General features: G+C 44.8%; 19 protein-coding genes and 1 tRNA gene. 9 read left to right on the top strand and 11 right to left on the bottom strand.

The annotated features are described in order from the left end of the window. Positions 1 to 494: 494 nt before the first annotated feature. The 5 genes from AC1DXC_RS03880 (at position 495) to AC1DXC_RS03860 (ending at position 6,981) form a co-directional block, all read left to right on the top strand. Entirely contained in the window at positions 495 to 1,148 is a 654-nt protein-coding gene (locus AC1DXC_RS03880; protein WP_477457822.1) for an NAD(P)H-binding protein, read from the top strand. Continuing rightward, positions 1,148 to 3,013: an ABC-F family ATP-binding cassette domain-containing protein gene (locus AC1DXC_RS03875; RefSeq protein WP_477457821.1), complete on the top strand. Its 1,866-nt coding sequence runs from the start codon at positions 1,148 to 1,150 to the stop codon at positions 3,011 to 3,013. Before AC1DXC_RS03880 ends, AC1DXC_RS03875 begins: the two co-directional genes overlap by 1 nt. After that, positions 3,013 to 3,294 (top strand): CBU_0592 family membrane protein, encoded by a 282-nt coding sequence (locus tag AC1DXC_RS03870; protein ID WP_477457820.1) that lies wholly within the window; start codon positions 3,013 to 3,015, stop codon positions 3,292 to 3,294. Before AC1DXC_RS03875 ends, AC1DXC_RS03870 begins: the two co-directional genes overlap by 1 nt. Before the next feature lie 62 nt (positions 3,295 to 3,356). Next, the gene (gene mnmG / locus AC1DXC_RS03865) at positions 3,357 to 5,219 is read left to right on the top strand and encodes a tRNA uridine-5-carboxymethylaminomethyl(34) synthesis enzyme MnmG (protein WP_477457819.1); all 1,863 of its coding nucleotides are present in this window, start codon (positions 3,357 to 3,359) and stop codon (positions 5,217 to 5,219) included. Positions 5,220 to 5,334: 115 nt separating this feature from the next. Continuing rightward, on the top strand, positions 5,335 to 6,981 hold the full coding sequence (locus AC1DXC_RS03860; protein ID WP_477457818.1) for an Ig-like domain-containing domain: 1,647 nt from the start codon (positions 5,335 to 5,337) through the stop codon (positions 6,979 to 6,981). On the opposite strand, the gene AC1DXC_RS03855 is transcribed toward AC1DXC_RS03860, so the two are convergent. Beyond that, complete coding sequence (locus tag AC1DXC_RS03855) at positions 6,971 to 7,483, bottom strand: gamma carbonic anhydrase family protein (protein ID WP_477457817.1); 513 nt, start codon at positions 7,481 to 7,483, stop codon at positions 6,971 to 6,973. The genes AC1DXC_RS03860 and AC1DXC_RS03855 overlap by 11 nt on opposite strands. A 71-nt stretch (positions 7,484 to 7,554) precedes the next feature. Between AC1DXC_RS03855 and AC1DXC_RS03850 the strand changes: the two genes are divergently transcribed. Continuing rightward, positions 7,555 to 7,627 (top strand) — tRNA-Gly (locus AC1DXC_RS03850). 4 nt (positions 7,628 to 7,631) lie between these two features. Here the strand turns inward: AC1DXC_RS03850 and AC1DXC_RS03845 are convergent. Next, on the bottom strand, positions 7,632 to 8,171 hold the full coding sequence (locus AC1DXC_RS03845) for a hypothetical protein (protein ID WP_477457816.1): 540 nt from the start codon (positions 8,169 to 8,171) through the stop codon (positions 7,632 to 7,634). Between the two features lies 1 nt (position 8,172). Then, entirely contained in the window at positions 8,173 to 9,765 is a 1,593-nt protein-coding gene (gene nadB / locus AC1DXC_RS03840; protein ID WP_477457815.1) for an L-aspartate oxidase, read from the bottom strand. 407 nt (positions 9,766 to 10,172) lie between these two features. Between nadB and nadA the strand changes: the two genes are divergently transcribed. Further along, the gene (nadA, locus tag AC1DXC_RS03835; protein ID WP_477457814.1) at positions 10,173 to 11,165 is read left to right on the top strand and encodes a quinolinate synthase NadA; all 993 of its coding nucleotides are present in this window, start codon (positions 10,173 to 10,175) and stop codon (positions 11,163 to 11,165) included. A gap of 123 nt (positions 11,166 to 11,288) precedes the next feature. Here the strand turns inward: nadA and AC1DXC_RS03830 are convergent, their stop codons facing one another. Further along, positions 11,289 to 12,728, bottom strand: coding sequence for a DNA/RNA non-specific endonuclease (locus AC1DXC_RS03830; RefSeq protein ID WP_477457813.1), 1,440 nt, complete (start codon positions 12,726 to 12,728; stop codon positions 11,289 to 11,291). Positions 12,729 to 12,962: 234 nt separating this feature from the next. Between AC1DXC_RS03830 and thiL the strand changes: the two genes are divergently transcribed. Next, positions 12,963 to 14,009 carry a thiamine-phosphate kinase gene (thiL, locus tag AC1DXC_RS03825; protein WP_477457812.1) on the top strand — a complete coding sequence of 349 codons (1,047 nt, stop codon included), beginning with the start codon at positions 12,963 to 12,965 and terminating at the stop codon, positions 14,007 to 14,009. A gap of 156 nt (positions 14,010 to 14,165) precedes the next feature. Here thiL and AC1DXC_RS03820 read toward each other — a convergent pair whose 3' ends face one another. The 4 genes from AC1DXC_RS03820 to AC1DXC_RS03805 form a co-directional block, all read right to left on the bottom strand. Then, positions 14,166 to 14,468: a GIY-YIG nuclease family protein gene (locus tag AC1DXC_RS03820; protein WP_477457811.1), complete on the bottom strand. Its 303-nt coding sequence runs from the start codon at positions 14,466 to 14,468 to the stop codon at positions 14,166 to 14,168. Between the two features lie 99 nt (positions 14,469 to 14,567). Next, positions 14,568 to 15,935: a DNA recombination protein RmuC gene (locus AC1DXC_RS03815; protein WP_477457810.1), complete on the bottom strand. Its 1,368-nt coding sequence runs from the start codon at positions 15,933 to 15,935 to the stop codon at positions 14,568 to 14,570. A gap of 72 nt (positions 15,936 to 16,007) precedes the next feature. Continuing rightward, positions 16,008 to 17,198, bottom strand: coding sequence for a tetratricopeptide repeat protein (locus tag AC1DXC_RS03810; RefSeq protein ID WP_477457809.1), 1,191 nt, complete (start codon positions 17,196 to 17,198; stop codon positions 16,008 to 16,010). Between the two features lie 60 nt (positions 17,199 to 17,258). Continuing rightward, positions 17,259 to 17,510 carry a hypothetical protein gene (locus tag AC1DXC_RS03805; RefSeq protein ID WP_477457808.1) on the bottom strand — a complete coding sequence of 84 codons (252 nt, stop codon included), beginning with the start codon at positions 17,508 to 17,510 and terminating at the stop codon, positions 17,259 to 17,261. 70 nt (positions 17,511 to 17,580) lie between these two features. On the opposite strand from AC1DXC_RS03805, the gene AC1DXC_RS03800 reads away from it, so the two are divergent. After that, the gene (locus tag AC1DXC_RS03800) at positions 17,581 to 17,961 is read left to right on the top strand and encodes a hypothetical protein (RefSeq protein WP_477457807.1); all 381 of its coding nucleotides are present in this window, start codon (positions 17,581 to 17,583) and stop codon (positions 17,959 to 17,961) included. A 56-nt stretch (positions 17,962 to 18,017) separates the two neighbouring features. On the opposite strand, the gene AC1DXC_RS03795 is transcribed toward AC1DXC_RS03800, so the two are convergent. From AC1DXC_RS03795 to ricT, 3 genes are all read right to left on the bottom strand, one after another. Further along, positions 18,018 to 19,304, bottom strand: a complete 1,287-nt coding sequence (locus AC1DXC_RS03795; protein WP_477457806.1) for a tetratricopeptide repeat protein — start codon at positions 19,302 to 19,304, stop codon at positions 18,018 to 18,020. Between the two features lie 73 nt (positions 19,305 to 19,377). Continuing rightward, positions 19,378 to 19,857, bottom strand: a complete 480-nt coding sequence (locus AC1DXC_RS03790; RefSeq protein WP_477457805.1) for a gliding motility lipoprotein GldH — start codon at positions 19,855 to 19,857, stop codon at positions 19,378 to 19,380. Continuing rightward, positions 19,858 to 21,309: a regulatory iron-sulfur-containing complex subunit RicT gene (ricT, locus tag AC1DXC_RS03785; RefSeq protein ID WP_477457804.1), complete on the bottom strand. Its 1,452-nt coding sequence runs from the start codon at positions 21,307 to 21,309 to the stop codon at positions 19,858 to 19,860. It abuts the gene before it with no gap. Between the last annotated feature and the right edge of the window lies 1 nt (position 21,310).

Raw genomic sequence — 21,310 nt, 5'->3', positions numbered from 1 at the left:
CAATGTCGGGGGCAAATTGGTATTATAAATGGTTAGATGGATAACGCATGGTGAGTGGATTTGTTTAGGGGGCCTAAACAGGGGATGTGTTTATCATAAATAATTGATTATTAAGTATATATGATAGCATTAAAAAAAGAGGTCATGTTGAATCTATTTCAATACCCCATCATAAAAGTAGCCAGTATGCTAAACGGTCATCCATGTCGCATACCTGTCCTGTGGGGTCCTGAAACAAGTTCAGGATGACGTTTGTGGTTATTCCGAACACCGAATGTTTAACCTATTAAATTATCTGAACTCGAATTTGGGGGAATTTTAAGAATTCATAGAATAAACTCCTTCATTCTGCACATTCATAAAATTCCTTTAAATTCGAGTTCAGACAAAAAAGCTTATTTCTCACAGTAGCCCCCATCTTTACACGCTAAAAACATACCCTTTATATCCACTATTTTATTTATGCTTATTTTTGCGGTTTAAACTGGCCATCAATGGGATATAAGGCAATTATAGTGGGCGCAAGCGGGCTTATAGGCAGTAAATTGCTTACCGAGCTGCTTAACCATGCCGAATACGACGAAGTATTGGTACTGGTGCGCAAAGAGTTACCTGTTCAACATAAAAAACTGGTGCAATTGGTGATTGACTTCAACGAGTTGCCTAAATACGCCGCATCGATAACCGGGCACGCTGTTTTCAGCTGCCTGGGTACCACCAAAGCCAATACGCCTGATGTAGCCCAGTACCGGAAAATAGACCACGATTATCCGCTGGAGATTGCCCGCATGGCAAAGGCAAACGGGATAAAACAGTTTCACGTGGTTTCGGCTATTGGTGCCAACGCTCAATCATCAACCTTTTACTTAAAACTAAAAGGCGAGCTGGAAGAGAGCCTTAAAACCATCGGCATAGAATGCCTGCATATCTACCAACCCTCCATGCTATATGGCGGCAGGGAAGAAAAGCGTGCCTTCGAGAAAGTTCTTATCGGGATTTTTAAGGTGGTCGATTATCTGCTCATCGGCAGCCTCAGGAAATACCGCAGCATTGATGGTGCCGCCGTTGCACATGCCATGTACAAAAATTCGCTGGCAGGCAAGCCGGGCACACATACCTACACATTCGATAACATAATAAACGCTTAGTGAGTACATACATTTCGGCCGAGAATTTGGGCCATTCTTTTCATGATAACTGGTTATTCAAAAACCTTACCATCGGCATCAACCGCGGGCGCAGAGTTGCGTTGGTGGGTGTAAACGGTGCGGGTAAAACTACCTTATTAAAAATACTATCCGGTTCGCTTAAACCTACCGAAGGTAAAGTGGCGCAAGCACGCGACTTAAACGTAGGCTACCTGGAGCAGGACCCTTTCTTCAAGAACGCCGTTACCATCAGCGATTACATCTTCCATTCAGATAATATCCAGCAGCAGCTTATCCGCCGCTACGAGGAGTTGTTAGAGAACGACCCGGATAACATGAAGGAGATGGATAAGATAATGGAGGAGATGAGCGAGATTGATGCATGGGATTACGAGTACAAAATAAAAACCATTTTGGGCCGCCTGGATATCCACCACCTCAATCAGCATATCAGCACACTATCAGGCGGGCAGAAGAAACGTTTGGCACTGGCCAGACTGCTCATAGAAGACCCGGAAATATACATTTTAGATGAGCCTACCAATCACCTGGATATCGACACGATAGAATGGCTGGAGAAACTGCTTACCGAGGGCAGCAAAACCATACTGATGGTTACGCACGACAGGTACTTTTTAGATAACGTGTGCAACGAGATATTAGAGATAGACAAAGGCAAAATAATCCCCTACTTTGGTAACTACGGTTACTATTTGGAGAAGAAGGCCGAACGCGAAGCATCCGACGAAGCATCCTTCCAGAAGAACTCCAATCTTTTAAGAAAGGAATTGGAGTGGATGCGCCGCCAGCCTAAGGCAAGGGGCACCAAATCAAAATCGCGCATCGACGCGTTTTACGATTTGGAGGACAAAACCAAGAATAACGGACCAAAGCAAAACGTTGAACTGACCGTGAAGATTGCGCGCCAGGGTAACAAGATAATGGAGATGCACCATGTTACCAAAGGTTTCAATGGCAACACATACGTGCAGGATTTTAGTTACGTATTTAAAAAAGGCGATCGCATTGGTTTAGCAGGAAAGAACGGCAGCGGAAAATCAACCCTGTTGAACATGATCACCGGCGGCCTGCAACCGGATAAAGGCGAAATAATAAAAGGCGAAACAACGGTATTAGGCTACTTTAACCAGGCCGGGCTTTCCTTTAAGGAAGATGAGCGCGTAATAGACATCGTAAAGAATGTTGCCGAGTTTATCACCATGGCCGATGGTAAGATGATATCTGCTTCGGCATTGCTCACGCTGTTCCTCTTCCCCCCTGCCAAACAATACGGCATGGTATCCAAGTTGAGCGGTGGCGAAAAGAAAAGGCTACACCTGATGAGCATCCTGATAAGGAACCCCAACTTCCTGATACTGGATGAGCCAACCAACGATTTAGATATAGATACGCTGAACGTATTGGAAGAGTTTTTGACCACCTACCCCGGCATCCTCATGATCGTATCGCACGACAGGTACCTGTTAGATAAGATGGCCGAACAGCTGTTTATTATGGAAGGCAACGGGCAGGTAAGGATATATAATGGCAACTATTCTTCGTTCCGTATAGAGCAGGAGGAGGCTAAACAAAGTAATAAAAAACCTGCCGCTATTGCACCTGTACAAGTAGAAGCACCTAAGAAAGCCAAGCTAAGTTTTAAGGAAGAAAAGGAATACGAGGGTTTAGAAAAAGAGATAAGCGATATTGAAAATAAGCTAAAGGAAACTACCGAAGAGTTAAATACCATCAATGTCGACGCTAAGAAATTACAGCAATTAACAGATAAGATTGCTTATTTAAACAAGCAATTGGATGCGAAAAGTATGCGTTGGATTGAACTATCAGAACTAAAAGAAGCGTAATGGATTTATCCAACTTTATGGTACAAGTGAAGCTGTCCGATATCATCGCTTCCACAGGAGTAATTATATTATTAGCAGCGTTCCTGCTGAATTTATATAAGAAACTACCCTCGCATAGTAGATGGTATAGCGGGATGAACTTCATTGGAGCAGGCTTATGCGGGCTATCCTCGTACATGATCAGCTTCTACCCTTTTGTGGTTTTAGAGAGCATTTGGGCACTTTTTGCCCTTTATTCGTTCATTGTTCCACGTGGAACATCGATTAACGAAGTAAAATAACGTTCCACGTGGAACGTTTTGATTAATGATAAACATTGTTCCACGTGGAACATGGAGGTTATATGTTTAAGAAATATAATGTAATTGTAGTTGGTGCCGGACATGCAGGCTGTGAAGCTGCTGCTGCTGCTGCCAACCTTGGTTCGTCGGTTTTGCTGATAACCATGAACATGGGAACCATTGCACAAATGAGTTGTAACCCCGCTATGGGCGGTGTTGCCAAGGGACAAATTGTCCGGGAGATAGATGCTTTAGGCGGATATTCGGGTATCATAACTGATAAAACTTCCCTCCAATTTAGGATGCTCAACCTAAGCAAAGGCCCTGCCATGTGGAGCCCAAGGGCGCAAAGTGATCGTGCACGTTTCGCTGAAGAATGGCGAATTGCTTTAGAGAAGACACCCAATGTTGACTTTTGGCAGGATACCGTTACCTCACTTTTGGTGAAAGGGAATACCATCGCAGGGGTTAAAACATCTATCGGAGTTGAGATAGAAGCCGACGCTGTCGTGCTTACCAATGGTACATTTTTGAACGGCGTTATCCATATTGGAGAGAAGAAATTCGGTGGCGGCCGTTCGGGTGAGAAGGCTGCGACAGGTTTAACCGAGCAATTAATCACCCTCGGCTTTGACTCCGGTAGGATGAAAACAGGTACCCCTCCCCGCGTAGATGGACGCAGTTTAAACTATTCGTTGATGGAAGAACAATGGGGCGATGAAGAACGTGGCCGCTTTTCTTACACCGATGTAAAGCTTGCCACCGACCAACGTTGCTGCTGGATAACCTACACCAACCCCGAAGTGCATGAGACTTTGAAAGAAGGCTTCGAACGTTCGCCCATGTTTACCGGCAGGATTAAAGGTTTAGGTCCGCGTTACTGTCCATCTATAGAAGATAAGATTAACCGTTTTGCGGAGCGAGACCGCCACCAAATATTCGTAGAACCGGAAGGCTGGAACACCTGCGAGATATATGTAAACGGTTTCTCAACCTCCCTACCCGAGGATGTACAATACAAAGCATTAACTAAAATACCCGGCTTCGAAACGGCTAAAATGTTCCGTCCGGGTTATGCCATCGAGTACGATTACTTCCCACCTACCCAGTTGGGCCTGACTTTAGAGACCAAATTGATCAGCAACCTGTACTTCGCAGGCCAGATAAACGGCACTACCGGTTACGAAGAAGCGGCATCGCAGGGCTTTATTGCAGGCATCAACGCACATCAAAAAATAAACGACAAGCACGAACTGATACTGAAAAGGTCGGAATCGTACATCGGCGTTTTGATAGACGACCTGGTAACTAAAGGTACCGAAGAGCCTTACCGCATGTTTACTTCCCGGGCGGAGCATCGTTTGCTGCTGCGCCAGGATAATGCTGATATACGCCTTAGCCCAATGGGCCACGACCTGGGCCTGATAAGCGATGAGCGCCTGGATAAGGTAAACGCCAAAATTAAAAACTCCGATGAGCTGGTTGCTTTTACCCGCAGCAAGAGCATCGACCCTACTGCTGTAAATAACCTGCTGGAGCAAGTGGGTACCAGCCCGATAAACCAAAGCGTCAAATTATTCACGCTGCTTACACGGCCACAAATCGGTTTCAAAGAACTGAACAACATCGACCCTACTCTGCAGGATAAACTCTCGGCCCTCGATAAAGAAACTATCGAGCAGGCTGAAATAAAAATCAAATACGAGAGTTACTTTATCAAGGAAATGGAAATCGTAGAAAAGATGAAGAAAATGGAAGACCGGGAGATCAATCCGGAATTCGATTACAGCCAACTGGTTTCACTTTCTAAAGAAGCGCGCGAAAAATTGAAACGCATAAAACCGCGCACTTTGGGCCAGGCATCGCGCATTTCGGGTGTTTCACCGTCGGATGTGTCGGTTTTGATGGTTCACGTGTCGAGGTAGATTATAATTATCTGTAAATCAATTAATTATAAAATATCGTTTATATCGAATTATTTTAAATTTTTAATATCAGGGTTCATCAAAATATAAAAGTGGCTTATAGGGCAAAAAAAGTATGTTAAATCAAAAACCGATTTTTTCAAACCGATTTTTCTTCATTTTACTGCCGATTTTGGCGCTTTGGGGCTGCGCGGCGCAGCAAAAACCGCAAGGAGGTCCACGCGACCTTACCCCGCCAAAAATATTGCTGGCAACGCCCGAAAATCAAACCCGAAATTTTAAGGCCAAACAAATCCAGATAGATTTTGACGAGTACTTCCGCCTGACCAACCAATACCAGGAAATCAGCATTACGCCTTTCATGGAAAAGCAGCCGGAGTACAAAATCAGTAAAAAAAGTTTGGTGATAGATTTTAAAGATTCACTTTTAAAAAACACTACTTACGTCATCAACTTTGGCAAAGCCGTTGCCGATGTAAACGAGGGTAACGTGCTTAAGAATTTCACCTACGTTTTTTCGACCGGCAGCCATATCGATTCGCTCAGCCTTTCGGGCAACGTCATCAACTCTACTACGGGCCTAAAAGAAAAAGATGCATTGGTTTTCCTTTTTCCGGTTAGCCAGGATTCCCTCCTCTTCGGCAAAAAGAAACCGACGATATTTACCACCACGGATACTGCGGGTAATTTCTCGCTCAACAACCTCCGCGAAGACACCTATCGCCTGTACGCCATGAAGCAACCCAGCCCGGACAAGGTTTTTAAACCCGAGGCCGACCTGATTGGTTTTTCCACAAAATCGATAGTTGTAGATAAAGACAGTTCTAACATCGTCCTCAAATTATTCAAACAGGTACCCGACAATTTCCGGGTCGCCGAAAAGCATTTTATGCCGGATGGCAAGTACTCGATGGTATTCAATAAGCCTTTAGAAAAGCCATCCTTAAAAATATTATACCCTCCTGCGTTGGATAAAGAAAAAATAGCAGAGTTTTCAAAAACCAAGGATACCGCCATAGTGTACATGCGAAACATGGCTTTCGACTCGGTGAGTATTGCCATACTGGATAATAACAAACCTGTAGATACAGTTTACCAGCTTAAAAGCAAAAATGAAAAGTTCGAGCGCAATCTGTTATTTTCATTTGGCACCAACCGGGATAATAAATTGAAGCCGGGCACTGATTTATCACTCATAGCCAACTTCCCGTTGGAAAGTTATGACCTGGCCAATATTGCTTTGCTGGAAGATTCTGTAGCAGTAAACAACTTTACCCTGCAGAAGGATACCACCAACCTGAGGCGATACACCATGAAATACCGTTGGCGCGCAAATTCAAAATATCAACTCAACCTTCTGGAGGGCGCTTTTACCGATATATATGGCGACAAGAGCAAACGCAGCGGAAAACCATTTACCATAGACAAGCCGGAAAACTACAGCCAACTGACCTTAAAAGTGAGCGTACCTGCCGACACCGGTAAAATGTATATCGTAGAATTATTGGACGATATAAAAACGGTAGTGCGAAGGGATATCGTCACCAAAAACACATCGCTTTTATATAAGAATTTCTTTACCTCTAAATACACCGTAAGGGTGGTGTACGATGCCAATAAGAACGGACATTGGGACAGCGGTAACGTGAAACGCCGGGCGCAGCCGGAGGTAATATGGGTAAGCCCTAAGGAAATAGTGCTGCGTGCAAACTGGGAGGCAGAAGAGCCATTAGATATCCCAAAGGAACAAACTAATCCATAAACCAGCCGGAATACATGATATAGTTTTGCGGCAGTTTATCTAACAAAGCCCTTTGCCCATCGGTGAGGGGCTTTATTTTTTTAGCGGGCACTCCGGCATATAAATAACCCGATTCGCAAACGGTGTTCTCCAACACTACAGAACCTGCCGCTATGATGACATATTCCTCCACCACGGCATCATCCATTACAATTGCGCCCATGCCTATCAAAACGTTATTACGCAGCGTACAGCCGTGTACAATGGCGTGATGGCCTATAGATACGTTATCGCCAATGTTTGTAGGTGCTTTCAAATACGTAGCATGTATGCAGGCACCATCCTGTATATTGGTGTTATTACCTATTTTGATGTAATGCACATCGCCACGGATAACCGCATTGAACCAAACGGAGCAATTATCACCCATTACCACGTCGCCAACAATGGTCGCATTTTCGGCAATGAAGCAATCGGCACCCCACATCGGGCTTTTATCTTTTACTGGGAGTATTAAAGGCATAATGTTTAATGGGTGAATTTTGAATGAGTCAATGAGTGAATGAAAAAATTGTTATGTTTGCCAATAATTAAGCGGGAATAGCTCAGTCGGTAGAGCGTCAGTTTCCCAAACTGAAGGCCGCGGGTTCGAATCCCGTTTTCCGCTCTCTTTAATTAGTTCCTAAACTAATTTTATCTATAGCCTCACGCGCTTCAGCAGGATATTTACTATACTTTGATTTTATTTCCACAAGCTCCTCATCTGAACATTGCTTAAATTTCTCATAATAAAACCTGACCATTTTATCATGTTGCGCGCTTTGCTCTGCCTCGGAGCCCCTCCATAATCGCTTGAATACTTCTCCAATTACATTAAAGTTGATGATGATATAGATCAATAAAAAGAAAGATACTATAGGGCTAATTCCCATAAACTTTGCCGCACTGTACGTATATGTTGTATCGGCATCCGTAAACGAGTATGAATAATTTAGTATGCCAAAAAGCGGGATAAATAAAATAACCAACAAGCCTATTTGGACCTTAGGTAAATTGTACTGCTTTAGTACAGGGCTAACAGTTAAGACCAACAACGCAAAATTTTCATTGATCATAAAAAACTGTTCGGCTATCTGCCAAATAACAAACACGATAAACAACAGGCAAAAAAAGCCAAATAATATCCAATTAGCTGACGCACTCCTTCTCATACTAAAAAACCGTATCTTCCAGTATATCCGCATGCTCAGGATAATCTGTAGTATAATGCAATCCCCTGCTTTCGTGCCTGGCCATGGCCGATTTTACTACCAGGTAACTAACCTGTATTAAATTACGCAGCTCGCAAAGCTTTACCGATACCTTAGTTTGTTTGTAAAAATCCTCTGTTTCTTCATAAAGCAAACGCAATCTGCGCATTGCACGCTCCAACCTAAAGTCCGACCGGACGATACCTACGTAGTCATTCATCAGCTTCTGCATCTCGCGGATGTTGTGCGTAACCAGGATATCTTCGTTGGATAGTTTTACACCATGCTCATTCCAATCCGGGATACCTTCCGGAATCGCAAATTCGGTAAAAGCAACTACTGCGTCAGTATAAATACGATGCGCAAAAACCAATGCTTCTAATAAGGAATTAGAAGCTAACCGGTTAGCGCCATGTAAGCCGGTTGAAGAGCATTCGCCGCAAGCGTACAACTGGCGGATTGAAGACCGCCCGCTATGATCTACCAATACACCACCGCACATATAGTGGCAGGCAGGTGCAACGGGTATCATATCGCGTGTCATATCTATCCCCATCTCCAAACATTTCGCGTAGATATTGGGGAAGTGCTCTAATATATCTTTTTTCTTTTTGTGGGTGATATCGAGGTAAACAAAATCCTCGCCCGATTTCTTTATCTCGGCATCAATGGCACGGGCAACAATATCGCGTGGAGCAAGCGACTTGCGTTCATCATACTCCTGCATAAATTCTTCGCCATTGGTACGCCGCAAAACACCGCCCATGCCGCGTACCGCCTCAGAAATAAGGAAGGATGGATACTCGCCCGGGTTATATAAAGCAGTGGGATGGAACTGAATAAACTCCATATTCCTAACCTTTCCTTTAGCACGATAAACCATGGCAACACCATCACCGGTAGCTATAGTGGGATTGGTAGTTACAGAATAAATATGCCCTGCACCGCCGGAAGCCATCACCGTAACTTTAGACAGTATCTTCTCAACATTATTGGTTTCTGTATTGAAGGCATAAATTCCGTAACACTCTATATTATCAGATGATTTCTTAACCAGCTCGCCTAAATGGTGTTGGGTTATTAAATCCACCGCAAAATAATGCGTCAATATCTCTATGTTGGGCTCGCGATGTATTTCTTCTAATAAGGACCGTTCTATCTCGAAACCCGTAATATCCTTATAATGTAATACCCTAAATTCGGAATGGCCCCCCTCTTTTGCCAGGTCGTAATTACCTTCATTCGTCCGGTCGAAATTGGTGCCATAGGCGATAATTTCGTTTATCCGTTCGGGGCCCTCTTTCACTACGGCCTCAACAACTTCCTTATCGCAGAGGCCATCGCCGGCTATAAGGGTATCGTTTATATGCTTTTCGAAAGAATCTTCTTTTTTATCCACAACCACCGCTACGCCACCCTGGGCATACTTAGTGTTGCTTTCATCTTCATTGGCTTTTGTAACTATCAGTACCTTACCATGCTTTGCAGCCTTTAGTGCAAAACTTAATCCGGCAATGCCCGAACCTACTACCAGGAAATCCACAGTTCTGGTCATGCTATATCTATATATTGTGTAAAATTAGTACTAATGTTAATAAGCGGTATAAAACGTGTTAAATTTGTGTAAGTAAAAAATTAGAAATAACCCGGATAGTTGATAACCCTGTTTTTTATGAAATTTTACGATACTTTTGAGCGATTTGTGAGCAGCTTTCACAATGATACTAACATTTTATACAGCAAGTAAATATTAACATTTAAGTTTTTAGATTAATATTTGATTGTCACAGAAAGCTAAAAATCAGTAAAATAAAAAATAAAAACACGTTGATAAATGTTAGTAAAAGTTTAGAAATAACTTTTTTACTAAATCGTATCACAATTTCTTAACAATACTAACACCTTAATAACAATAGGTTTTCTTTATATATAAAAAGAACTTATTATTAATTGATTTGTGGAATGGATACCTTCGAAGAAATAAAAATGAATGGTTTTGCCGACGAATACATCGACCCGTCGCTCGACCTGTTTGCCGAAATAGAGAAACTAAAAAAGGAAAAGAATGCTGTTGTGCTGGCCCATTATTACCAGGAAGGAGATATACAGGATATTGCCGATTATATTGGCGATAGTCTTGGCCTTTCGCAACAGGCTGCTAAAACCGATGCTGATATTATCGTTTTTGCCGGTGTGCATTTCATGGCCGAAACAGCTAAGATCCTTTCTCCAAACAAGAAGGTTCTGCTACCGGATCTGAAGGCAGGATGCTCTTTGGCCGACAGCTGCCCACCGCACCTGTTCAAAAAGTTCAAAGAGAATTATCCCGATCACCTGGTGATTACCTACGTGAACTGTACAGCTGAACTGAAGGCCATGAGCGATATTGTTTGTACCAGCAGCAACGCGGTACAAATTGTGGAAAGCCTGCCGAAGGACCAGAAGATAATCTTCGGTCCGGATAAAAACCTTGGGGCATGGGTAGCTAAAAAGACAGGCAGGGATCTGGTGTTATGGAATGGTGCCTGTATGGTACACGAGATTTTCAGCAGGGAAAAAATCACCAAACTGAAAGAGCGCCACCCAAATGCAAAGATACTGGCCCATCCCGAATGCGAGGAAGTGATTCTGCAAATGGCGGATTATATAGGAAGCACCACAGGGATACTGAAATATGCCACCAATAGCCCCGAAACGGAGTTTATTGTGGCCACAGAGGCAGGGATTATACACCAGATGGAAAAAGAGAACCCATCTAAAAAATTTTTTCCGGCTCCGCCGAATAATACCTGCGCCTGCAACGATTGCCCGCATATGAAGCGTAACACGCTGGAAAAGCTATACCTGTGCATGAAGAATGAAATGCCCGAGATAGAAGTGCCCGCCCACATCATCGAGAAGGCAGTTAAACCAATCGAGCGGATGCTGGAGATTTCGGCGAGATTAGGGCTTTAAACCAAAACGTCATTGCGAGGAACGAAGCAATCTCCCGGTATGAAGAGCAGCTATGCAAGGCCGCTTAGCCAACGTAGAGATTGCTTCGTTCCTCGCAATGACGCGGGGGGTAGTGTAATCCTACTATAGATTATCCTTCTTCGTCTCCACCACATCTTGTATGGCTTGTGGCAAAGTACTTAGCAAATTATAGCCGGTAGCCTTTTCTATATCCCGCACGGTTACGCGGTATTGCTTCCAGTCGCTGTTGATAGTATTGATATTGGGTGTATTTACCGCAATAACGCGTGTTGCTGCGGAAACCCTGCTCACGTCACCATCGCCGATAGGCACTATAACCGCAATCTTCCACACATTGGCCGGTACGGTAATATGCCCGTTATTGATGGTAGTAGCGCTTCCACTTTTGCCTGTGCCGCCGGTACCGTAAGCTCCCATGATAATATACACCTCGTTGCCCGCAACCACTTGCGCGCGCAGGTAATTCTCCAAATTGGCCCAGGTTTGCTGGTTGTTATTTGGTGCCTGGGGTATCATGTTAGTCATTAAAAAAGTAGCCGAGTTGGCGTTAGCCGAACTGGTCCTGTCGGCCGACGGGCAGTTATGCCCCCTATCGAACCCCGAATTTTGGTAACTATTACTTTCCACATGATAAAAACTGGCGTCGAGCCCGCTAAAACCTGCAAAATTATCCAGCCTTGGCGATGCGTTGGTAATGTTACTCGCATCCAGATGCCAGCTTACCCAGTTTGGCGTACCCCGTGTGCTGCTGTAAGATTCTACGTAGTACTTCTGGTCTATCAGGTAATCGTTCAGCATTACTACCGTAGGTTGTGCGCCCGATGGGTTGCCGAAGAGCAGGTTGCTGTTATCGCCGCTTTCAGCTTGGGCATCGGTACCCGCAGTTACGCCGCGTTCGGTTGCCGGCGGACTGGTAGTAGTAGTGGTATCTGCACCGCCTGTATCGGTACTGCCGCCAACGATGATGCCGGCATCGCCAATGCCCTTGAAGGTAATGTTATCGATATTGGTGCGTGTAGTGGCTGTACCCACTTTCTTGATCTGGAAACGTACCTTTTTGGTAGTTTCTACCTTGAACGAATCGGTAACCAGGCTGGTGTGGTTTTCAACGATATCAGCACCCAACTGTGTAAAAGTTTTACCGCTATCTACCGACATAAGCAATTGCCAGGTTTGGTCGGCATCGGTGCCATATTTGCCGTGGGTTATGTTGATTTGTTGTATGCCGCTTATATCAAATTTCATGGTGATATCGCCGGCCCGTAGGCGAACAGATTTTGTGCCGTCTTTAAGGTCGGCTGCTAAGTTGCCAACAAGGGCATCGTTAAAGCTCCATATGCCGGTGCTCAATTGTACGTCGGCAATGGCGTAAGCGGTTTTGGTACCGGTTTCGAAACCTTCGGTAATGACGTAAGGCTTAGGCACTACCACCTCTACTGGTGGAGCGGGGTCTACGGTAATACCGCCCCTGTAATCCTTGGCGCAACCGGCTAATAGCAATAGCCCAAAACTTAGATAAATTAGTAACTTTCTGTTTTTCATGTATATATTATTATATAAGCAAAACTATGTCTTGTAAATTAACTTAACATTAAATTGTTTGATGTATGATAAATATTACAATAGAGGCGGAGACTAAGCGGAATGATTTTTTATTGGTAATTTTGTAGTTTGGGATTGCACCGATTTAAATGATTGCACCGATTTTTAATTAGTGTAGAAGCAGGCGTCGGTGTAATCTGTGAAATCAATATTAAATCGGTGTAATCATAGTATATGTTTGAGAACCAGGAACGTACGCATTTAGAAGAATTAGGCGAGTTTGGCCTGATAAGCCATCTTACGAAAAATATAAAGCTTACCCAAAAAAGCACTATCAAAGGCGTTGGCGACGATGCCGCCGTGCTGGATTATCCGGGCAAAAAAGTGCTGGTATCTACCGATATGCTTTTAGAGGGTATCCATTTCGATTTGGCTTACACACCCTTGAAGCACCTGGGCTATAAAGCTATACAGGTAAACCTGAGCGATATTTACGCTATGAATGGTACGGCCAGCCAGGTTACGGTATCGATAGGCATGAGTAGTAAGTTTCCGTTGGAAGCTATTGAAGAATTATACGAAGGTATTTACCTGGCCTGCGATAATTATAATGTGGATTTAATTGGCGGCGACACCACCGCATCAAAGCAGGGCCTGGTAATCAGTGTAACCGTTTTGGGTTATGCCGATGAAAAGGATATCGTGTATCGCAACACCGCCGAAGAAGGCGACCTGATATGCGTGTCGGGCGATTTAGGCGGTGCATATACCGGCCTGCAATTGCTGGAACGCGAGAAATTGGTTTACATAGAAAACCCCAATATTCAGCCGGACCTGGAAGGCAAGGATTACATCGTAGAGCGCCAGCTGAAACCAGAGGCGCGCAAGGATATCATCGATTTGTTGAAAGAATTGGAGGTAAAGCCAACGGCGATGATTGACGTAAGTGATGGTTTAGCTTCGGAGATATTGCACATCTGCAAACAAAGCAACAAAGGCTGTAACCTATATGAAGAAAAAATCCCCATCGACCCGATGACTTACGAAACCGCCCGCGAGTTTGGCCTGGACCCAACAGTTTGCGCACTAAGCGGCGGCGAAGATTACGAACTCCTTTTCACCGTAAAACAGGCAGATTATGATAAGATAAAACACAAGATGGATTTCAGCATCATTGGCTATATTACCGAGCCGAATGCGGGTTGTAACTTGATTACTAAAAGCGGCAATGTACTCCCGCTGAAAGCGCAGGGATGGAACGCGTTTAAAGCAAGCGAGTAATAAGATAAAACTAATTTGTAATTGCGAGCGCAGCGCGGCAACCTCATAGGACATTGAACATAGCAGAGCTAATTTGCATATCCGCTTGTCCTATGAGATTGCCCCGTCGTGCATAACCCAGACAGCTCCTCGCAATGACTAGGTATTTTAACTTTGTTAGTCATACCAACCCTCACTCAAATCTTTCCAATCAGGATTCATAGAAACGATTAACGCGATTTTCTTTTTTCGCGAACCAGCTTTCAATTGTTTTTCTCTCGCTATAGCATCATTTACCCACTGAAATTCTTCAAAATATACCAGCTTGCTACATTGATAGTGGGCTGTGAAACCCGGATTGACTTTTTCTTTATGTTGAAGAACCCTATCTCTTAAATCATTCGTCATTCCTGTATAAAGCACGTTATTGGAGTGATTGGTAACGATGTAAATGTAGTAGTCACGTAATTTAATTTTCATGCCCTGAAATTTTAAAATATGCATCCATGCATAGCGGGCAGGCTGAGGTTGCCGCGCTGCGCTCGCAATGACATAGTGGTGAAACGCACGTGGTTAAATCTACTCCTCCCCAATATATTTCCCATCAATCTGCTTATTGGCCTTTGCCCCTAATTTTTTAATCTTCTCCGCCGTAACCGTTAAATTGCCCCGGCCATCAACCAATTTGTTGAGGGCCTTATCGTAGCTATCCTGGCTTTGTTTAATGTTTTTGCCGATGCCTTCCATATCGCCTACAAAGCCCACGAATTTATCGTACATCTCGCCGCTAAGGCGGGCTATCTCCAATACATTTCGGTTTTGGCGCTCCTGTTTCCAAATGCTGGCGATGGTGCGGAGGGTGGCTAGTAAAGTGCTCGGGCTTACGATTACTACCCGCTTATCCCAGGCATCAGCAAACAAATCAGCATCCAGTTGCACGGCAAAACTGAAGGAGGATTCTATCGGCACAAAAAGCAAAACAAAATCGGGAGAATTTACCTGGTACAGGTCGTGATAGTTTTTGCCGGAGAGGCCATGCACATGCCCGCGGATAGATTCGATGTGTGCTTTGGAAAATAAACGGCGCTCATCTTCGGTTTCGCAATTAACCAACCGCTCATAAGCAATCAGCGATACCTTAGAATCGATTATTAAATGTTTTTCATCCGGGAGGTCTATTATCACATCCGGCTGCAGCCTGTTGCCATCTGCGTGGTTCAGGCTGGCTTGTATGCGGTATTCGCGGTCGCGCACCAGGCCGCTACGCTCTAAAACCTTTTCCAGGATCACTTCGCCCCAGTTGCCCTGCTTTTTATTGTCGCCTTTTAGGGCTTTGGTAAGGTTGGCTGCTTCGGTACTGATGAGTTTGTTAAGGTCAATCAGTTTAGAAATTTCGCCACGTAAAACGTGCCGCTCCGCGGCTTCGGTGCTGTAAACCTTATCTACTTTTGCCTCGAAGGCTTTTATATTTTCTTTAAGCGGGTTGAGTATGGTATCGATGCTCAGTCGGTTCACATCCGTAAACTCCCGCGACTTTTCTTTTAAAAGCTTTTCGGCAATGTTCTCGAACTCCTTTTGGAAATGGCTGCGGGTTTGTTCGATATCGACTTTTTGCTCGGCCAGTTTTTCTTGCTCAGCTTTTAACGATGCACGCATAGAGGCTAAATTTTCATTAGCTTCTGTTAGTTGTGCAGCAGAATAAAAAAGTTGGTCAGCTAGTTTAGCTTTATCTGCATCGAGGCGTTGAACAATGTTTTCTTTTTCGGCAATTGCGCCGGCAACGCGCTGCTCTGCAACCGCCATGGAAATTTTTAATCCCTCGTTCTCTGTTTTTAGCGAAGCATGCTCATCAACAGAAATATACGAGCCCTGCCCTTTCCTGATAAAGAAAAACGCTAACGAAACAATAAACAATACCCCGGCAACACCTAAAACTATTATATCCATTTTGATAAAAAAATTAGCAAAACGAATGTAGTAAATTATAGATTACTAAAGAAAGATAAAAGCAAGGGACTGCTATCTGCAAAAATGCAGGGCGTTTTCGGTAGCTGCTTTATTACCCAGCATCATGGCTTTTTTAAAGTCGGGGCAGGCGGCGGCATCGTTCTTAAGCAGGTGATTGATGAAGCCACGGTTATTATAAGCATCGCCGTTTTTCGGGTTGAGGCTAATTACGCGGCTATAATCATTGATGGCACCCGGGTAATCCTTTAAGTTACGTTTGCAGAATGCGCGGAAAAAGTAAGCTTCAGCATTATTAGGATTAAGCTCCAGGCTTTTATTATAATCTGCCAGCGCATTTTTAAAGTTAGCCGTTTTCAGATAATCGTTGGCGCGGTTGAGGTAAGCCTTGCCGTCGGTTTCGTTATACTTTAGGAAGACCGTGTAATCTGCAATGGCGCTGGCGTATTTACCCAAATTATCAAAAGCAATTGCCCGGTTATAGTAAGCGAGTACATTTTTGGCGTTTAAAAGGATGGCCTGGTTATAATCGGCTACGGCACCGGCATTATCTTTACTGTTTAGTTTTGCATTGCCGCTGCTAAAATAAAGGTCGGCATCAATAGGGCCGATTTTTATGGCCATGGCATAGTCCGCAACGGCTCCTTTTAAATCGCCAATATCCGCTTTTGCCTGTGCCCTGTTTACGTAAGCATCAAAGTTCTTAGGGTCGATGGCAATGGCAGCACTATAATCTGCAATGGCTCCTTTATTATCGCCGGCCTGCTGTTTTATTTGCCCAAGTTCAATATGTGCGTTTTTATAATTGGCATCCAAAGCCAGTGCTTTATCAAAATCGGCCTTGGCAGGGTTGTTTAAACTTAAGTTGGCCAGCCCGCGGTTATAGTAAGCTACAGCGGTGGGTTTTATGGATATAGCTTGGTCATAATCGGCTATCGCACCATCGTAATTTGCTACTACATCTTTTAGGCGGCCCCTGTCTACATAGGCCCTATCGAAATTAATTTTAAGGCTTACAGCTTTGTTAAGGTCAATTAATGCGCCGTTAAAATCCTTAAGCGTTATTTTGGCATGGCCGCGTTCGTAATAATAATCGGCTTCGTTTGGGTAATCGGCAATTTCTTTGGTGTAAAAATCAAGGGCTTTTACGGCTTCTACGCTATCTGCCGCAGTTGTTTTAAGCGTTGCTTTTTGGGCCGAGGCTAGTAATGGTGCGATAAACAGTAAGGCGAATAGTTTTTTCATGCGATATGGTAACAGGAGCGCCTAAAATACCATTTTTATCAGCCTTCCCGGCGTAAAATTTTACGGTTTTGGTCTCAGCGTATCTTTTGGTGCATTGGCAGTACCACCACCATTTCCGCTGGTATCTTTGCCGCCGGCTTCTGTTGGGCTAACCGCATAGCCTGCGCTATCTGCCGGGCCGGAATTACCGATATGCTTTTGGCCCGAATCTGCCTGTGCCCCGCCGGTTTGCCCTATGTTGCCTTTGCAGGCTGTAAAGAAGAGTAGCGCGGCGGCCAGCATAATTACCAAATAAGAAATGACCTGCTTCATGGCGATAGTTTGTGTTCTTAAACAACAATTGGCATATTTACATGTTTTATAAAACCAAAATATACCTACCATGAAATACGCAATCATCCTATTGGCCCTTTTGGGCTGCATTTCAATAAGCTCTTGTTCTAAAAAAGGGGCTGCCGGGCCGGTACCGCACAATATAAAAGTAACGGTTACTGCAACGGCAGCCTTCACCGTTACGTTATCTGCAATAAAAGCCGACGAGACGGTAAGTTCGGCGATCGATACTAAATCTGTAACTACAGGTAGTTATGAATTCACTACCGGCCTGGTGGCTGGCGGCGTGTTGCACGTGGAAATACAGAACTCGGGCACGGGAAATACGGTTTCGTACATTATTACCGACAACAGTACAACCGTAGCGCAAGAATCGGGTAAAGAATTGGGCTCTTTTAGTAAAATAAGCACCGATTACACGGTAAACTAATATCATGAAACAAAAAATCCTCTCGCTTTGAGAGGATTTTTTGTTTTATAATTGCCTTACTTGCAATATTTAGTGAGGTATTCTTCGGCGTCTTTATCACCAAGTTCCAGGCCTTTCTTCCAGTCGATACAGGCTGATGCATCATCTTTAAGCATATGCTCTGCGTATGCGCGATTGGTGAAATAGGTACCATCTTTAGGCTCCAGTTCGATGGCTTTGGAATAATCTAATATCGCTCCTTTGTAATCCTGCAACGAACGTTTGGCCACCCCGCGGTTGTTGTAAGCGTTGGTGTATTTAGGATCTAGTTTTATGGCCTGGTTGTAATCGATGATGGAATTGGCAAAATCATCGAGGTTCAACTTGTTGTTGCCGCGTTTAAAGAAACCATCAGGATCGGTAGGTTCCAGTGCGATGTATTTATCGAAATCCTCCACCGCATCGGCATAATTGCTTTGCGATTCGTGCGCAAGGCCCCTGTTATAAAATGAATTGGCATATTTGGGATCGATGGCAAGGGCTTTGTTGGCATCGTCAATGGCCCCGTCGAAATCCTCGCTTTTGTATTTGGCTATACCACGGTTATTATAGGCATCTAAAAATGTTGGGTCTAATTGTATAGCCCTGTTATAATCTTCTATAGCGGCGGCATAATCCTGCATGTACCGTTTGGCATCACCACGGCTGTAGTAGATATCGCCGTTCTTTGGATCGAGTTGGGCCGCTTTGTCGAATGATTCGATGGCGCCTTTGTAATCTTCCATCAGGTTTTTGGTGAGGCCGGTGTTGAAGTGCGGGCGATAATCTTTAGGATCCAGCTCTATCACTTTATTGAAAAGTTCTATAGCGCCCTTATAATCTTCGAGCCGTTTTTTGCAGATACCCATCTCGTTGTAGAAATCGGGGTCGGTTGGGTCTATGGCTGATCCTTTGCTAAAGTAATCCAGCGCGGTTTTATAATCCTTCTGAATGCGCTTTACCATACCAATGTTGTACAAAGCAGCAGAGCTGTTTGGCTTCAGCAAGAGATAGGCATTATAATCTTTAAGCGCGCCGGCATAATCCTCAAGCGACTGCTTGGTGCGGCCCCTATCCAGCAAGGCTTCTTTATATTTGGGGTTTATCAACAGGGCCTTGTTAAGGTCGGCCAGGGCAAGCTTGTATTTATCCAGGTTAAGGTAGGCGCTGCCTCGTTTGTAGTACGCTACCGAATCGTTGGGTTTTTGGGCGATGATTTTGGTATAATATTTTACCGTGCCTGCATTTTTGATGCTATCGGCATTGGGTGCTTGCGCCTTTGCTAAGATAGGCAGCAGCAGGATGATGAACAGAAGCTTTTTCATGGCTTAATTAATAAGGTTTAAGCCACTAAGATAATTTTTTGCTTTGATTGGTAGATTAAAAACCAATAAAAAATTATCTCGCTTTTTCCACCTTCAGGCCCACGTCGCTTACCTCGTGTAGGGGGTTATCGCGCATGTTTTGCTCTAATTCGAAATGGTACACCCCGGGTGCCGGGAATTTATACGCCGTGCGCAATGGCATTTGATAGCTGTACAAGTTGCCGCTGCCGCTGCCCAGCCACTCGCCATCGGGGTTGGCCAGGGTAAACTCGTAGCGCAGTTTGCTGAGCTTTTTATCGGGAGATGTTTGGTAAAACAAGGCGTAGATGTTAGAATAACGATAGCCGCCCCCAACCCTTAAATTGAGATAAAGGTTATAAGGCACACTGGCATCATCAATGTTCACGTCGTATTTTATCCGGTTACTATACGACCAATTGTGGTTATCTATTTCGGTGCTGGTATCTATAACCGTACCCGCATCTTTGCAACCCTGGGCCGCTAAAATTAGGGCAAAGCATCCTGCCAGCAACAAACTATGCTTCAGTTTCATTTATTCCGGCCTTGCTGGTGGTGGGTTATTGGGGTTACGGTTTGGGCCACGGCGGTTGTTATTGCGCCTGTTGGCGTTATTGCCTTGCGGGCGGTTCCCGTCTTGTGGTTTTTCGCCGTCGGGCCTTGGGCCAGCCTGTGCGCCGCCTTCTCGTTTTGGGCCATTGTTTTGCTGGCGGTTGCCATCGGGCCGCCTGCCGCCATCGGGCCTTGGGCCGGCTTGTGCACCGCCTTCTCGTTGAGGTGCATTTGGCTGACGGTTGCCGCCGTCGGGCCTTGCGCCGGCTTGCTGGGCCTGTCCTTCCGGACGGGGGCCTTTGCCGCGGCTTTTATTTTTGTTCTTGTTTTTATTGTTATTGCGGCGCTCATCCAGGCGGGTAAGGCTATCCTGGCCAACCACATTTTCGTAATCGAGCACTTTTACCGGTATCAATTCTACTTGTACGGCCTCGGTAAGGTCGGCAGGCAAAACGCCATCGCGGTTCATTTGTTGTATTTCTTTTACGCGGGTAATCGGCAGCGGCACCCACGATTCTTCGCGCGGGAAAGCAAACCACATTATTTTTTTAAAGATATCCGTCTTCTGCAAACGGGCGTCGCCTTTTTCGGTCCTAAGCGTGTTTACGTTATCGGGGATGTGCTTAAGCGCATCCATGTAAGTATCCAGCTCGTAATTGAGACAGCACTTCAGTTTGCCGCATTGGCCAGCAAGCTTAAGGGTGTTTAAGGATAAATTTTGGTAGCGCGCAGCAGATGTAGATACGGTTTTAAAATCGGTTAACCAGGTACTGCAGCAAAGTTCACGACCACAACTGCCTATACCGCCAAGGCGGCTTGCTTCCTGGCGCATACCTATCTGGCGCATCTCTATACGTATGCGGAAACTCTCGGCCATTTTCTTGATCAACTCGCGAAAATCTACGCGGCCTTCGGCCGTATAATAAAAGGTGGCTTTGGTTTTATCGCCCTGGTAATCCACATCGCTTATCTTCATGCTCAGCTTTAGCTCCAAAGCCAGCGTGCGCGCTTTGTGCATGGTTTCCCACTCCATATCCTTGGCCAGCTTCCATTTATCAACATCGGCAGGGGTAGCACGCCGGTAGATTTTTTTGGTAACATCGGCCTCTTTTACGTGGCGCTTGGTCATTTGCATGCGCACCAGTTCGCCGGTGATGCTTACGTGGCCAATATCGTAGCCGCCGGTGGTGGTTTCAACCGCTACCAGTTCGCCCGCTTCCAGGTAAATATTATCGTGGTTATGATAGAACTCCTTTCGCGAGCCTTTGAATTTTATTTCAACTATGCTGAAAGGCTTATAATTGGTTGGCATATCCATGTGGGAAAGCCAATCGTGTACATCCAGTTTGCTGCAACCGTTAGTAAGGCAACTGCCGTTACTTTTGCAGCCCGCAGGTGAGCAACCGCCCCCTGTTGAGCAACTTCCGCATCCCATA

The organism is Mucilaginibacter sp. P2_D11, from assembly GCF_056404435.1.
Note: the sequence above shows the minus strand (reverse complement) of the source record. Positions and strands in the feature narration are given on the sequence as shown.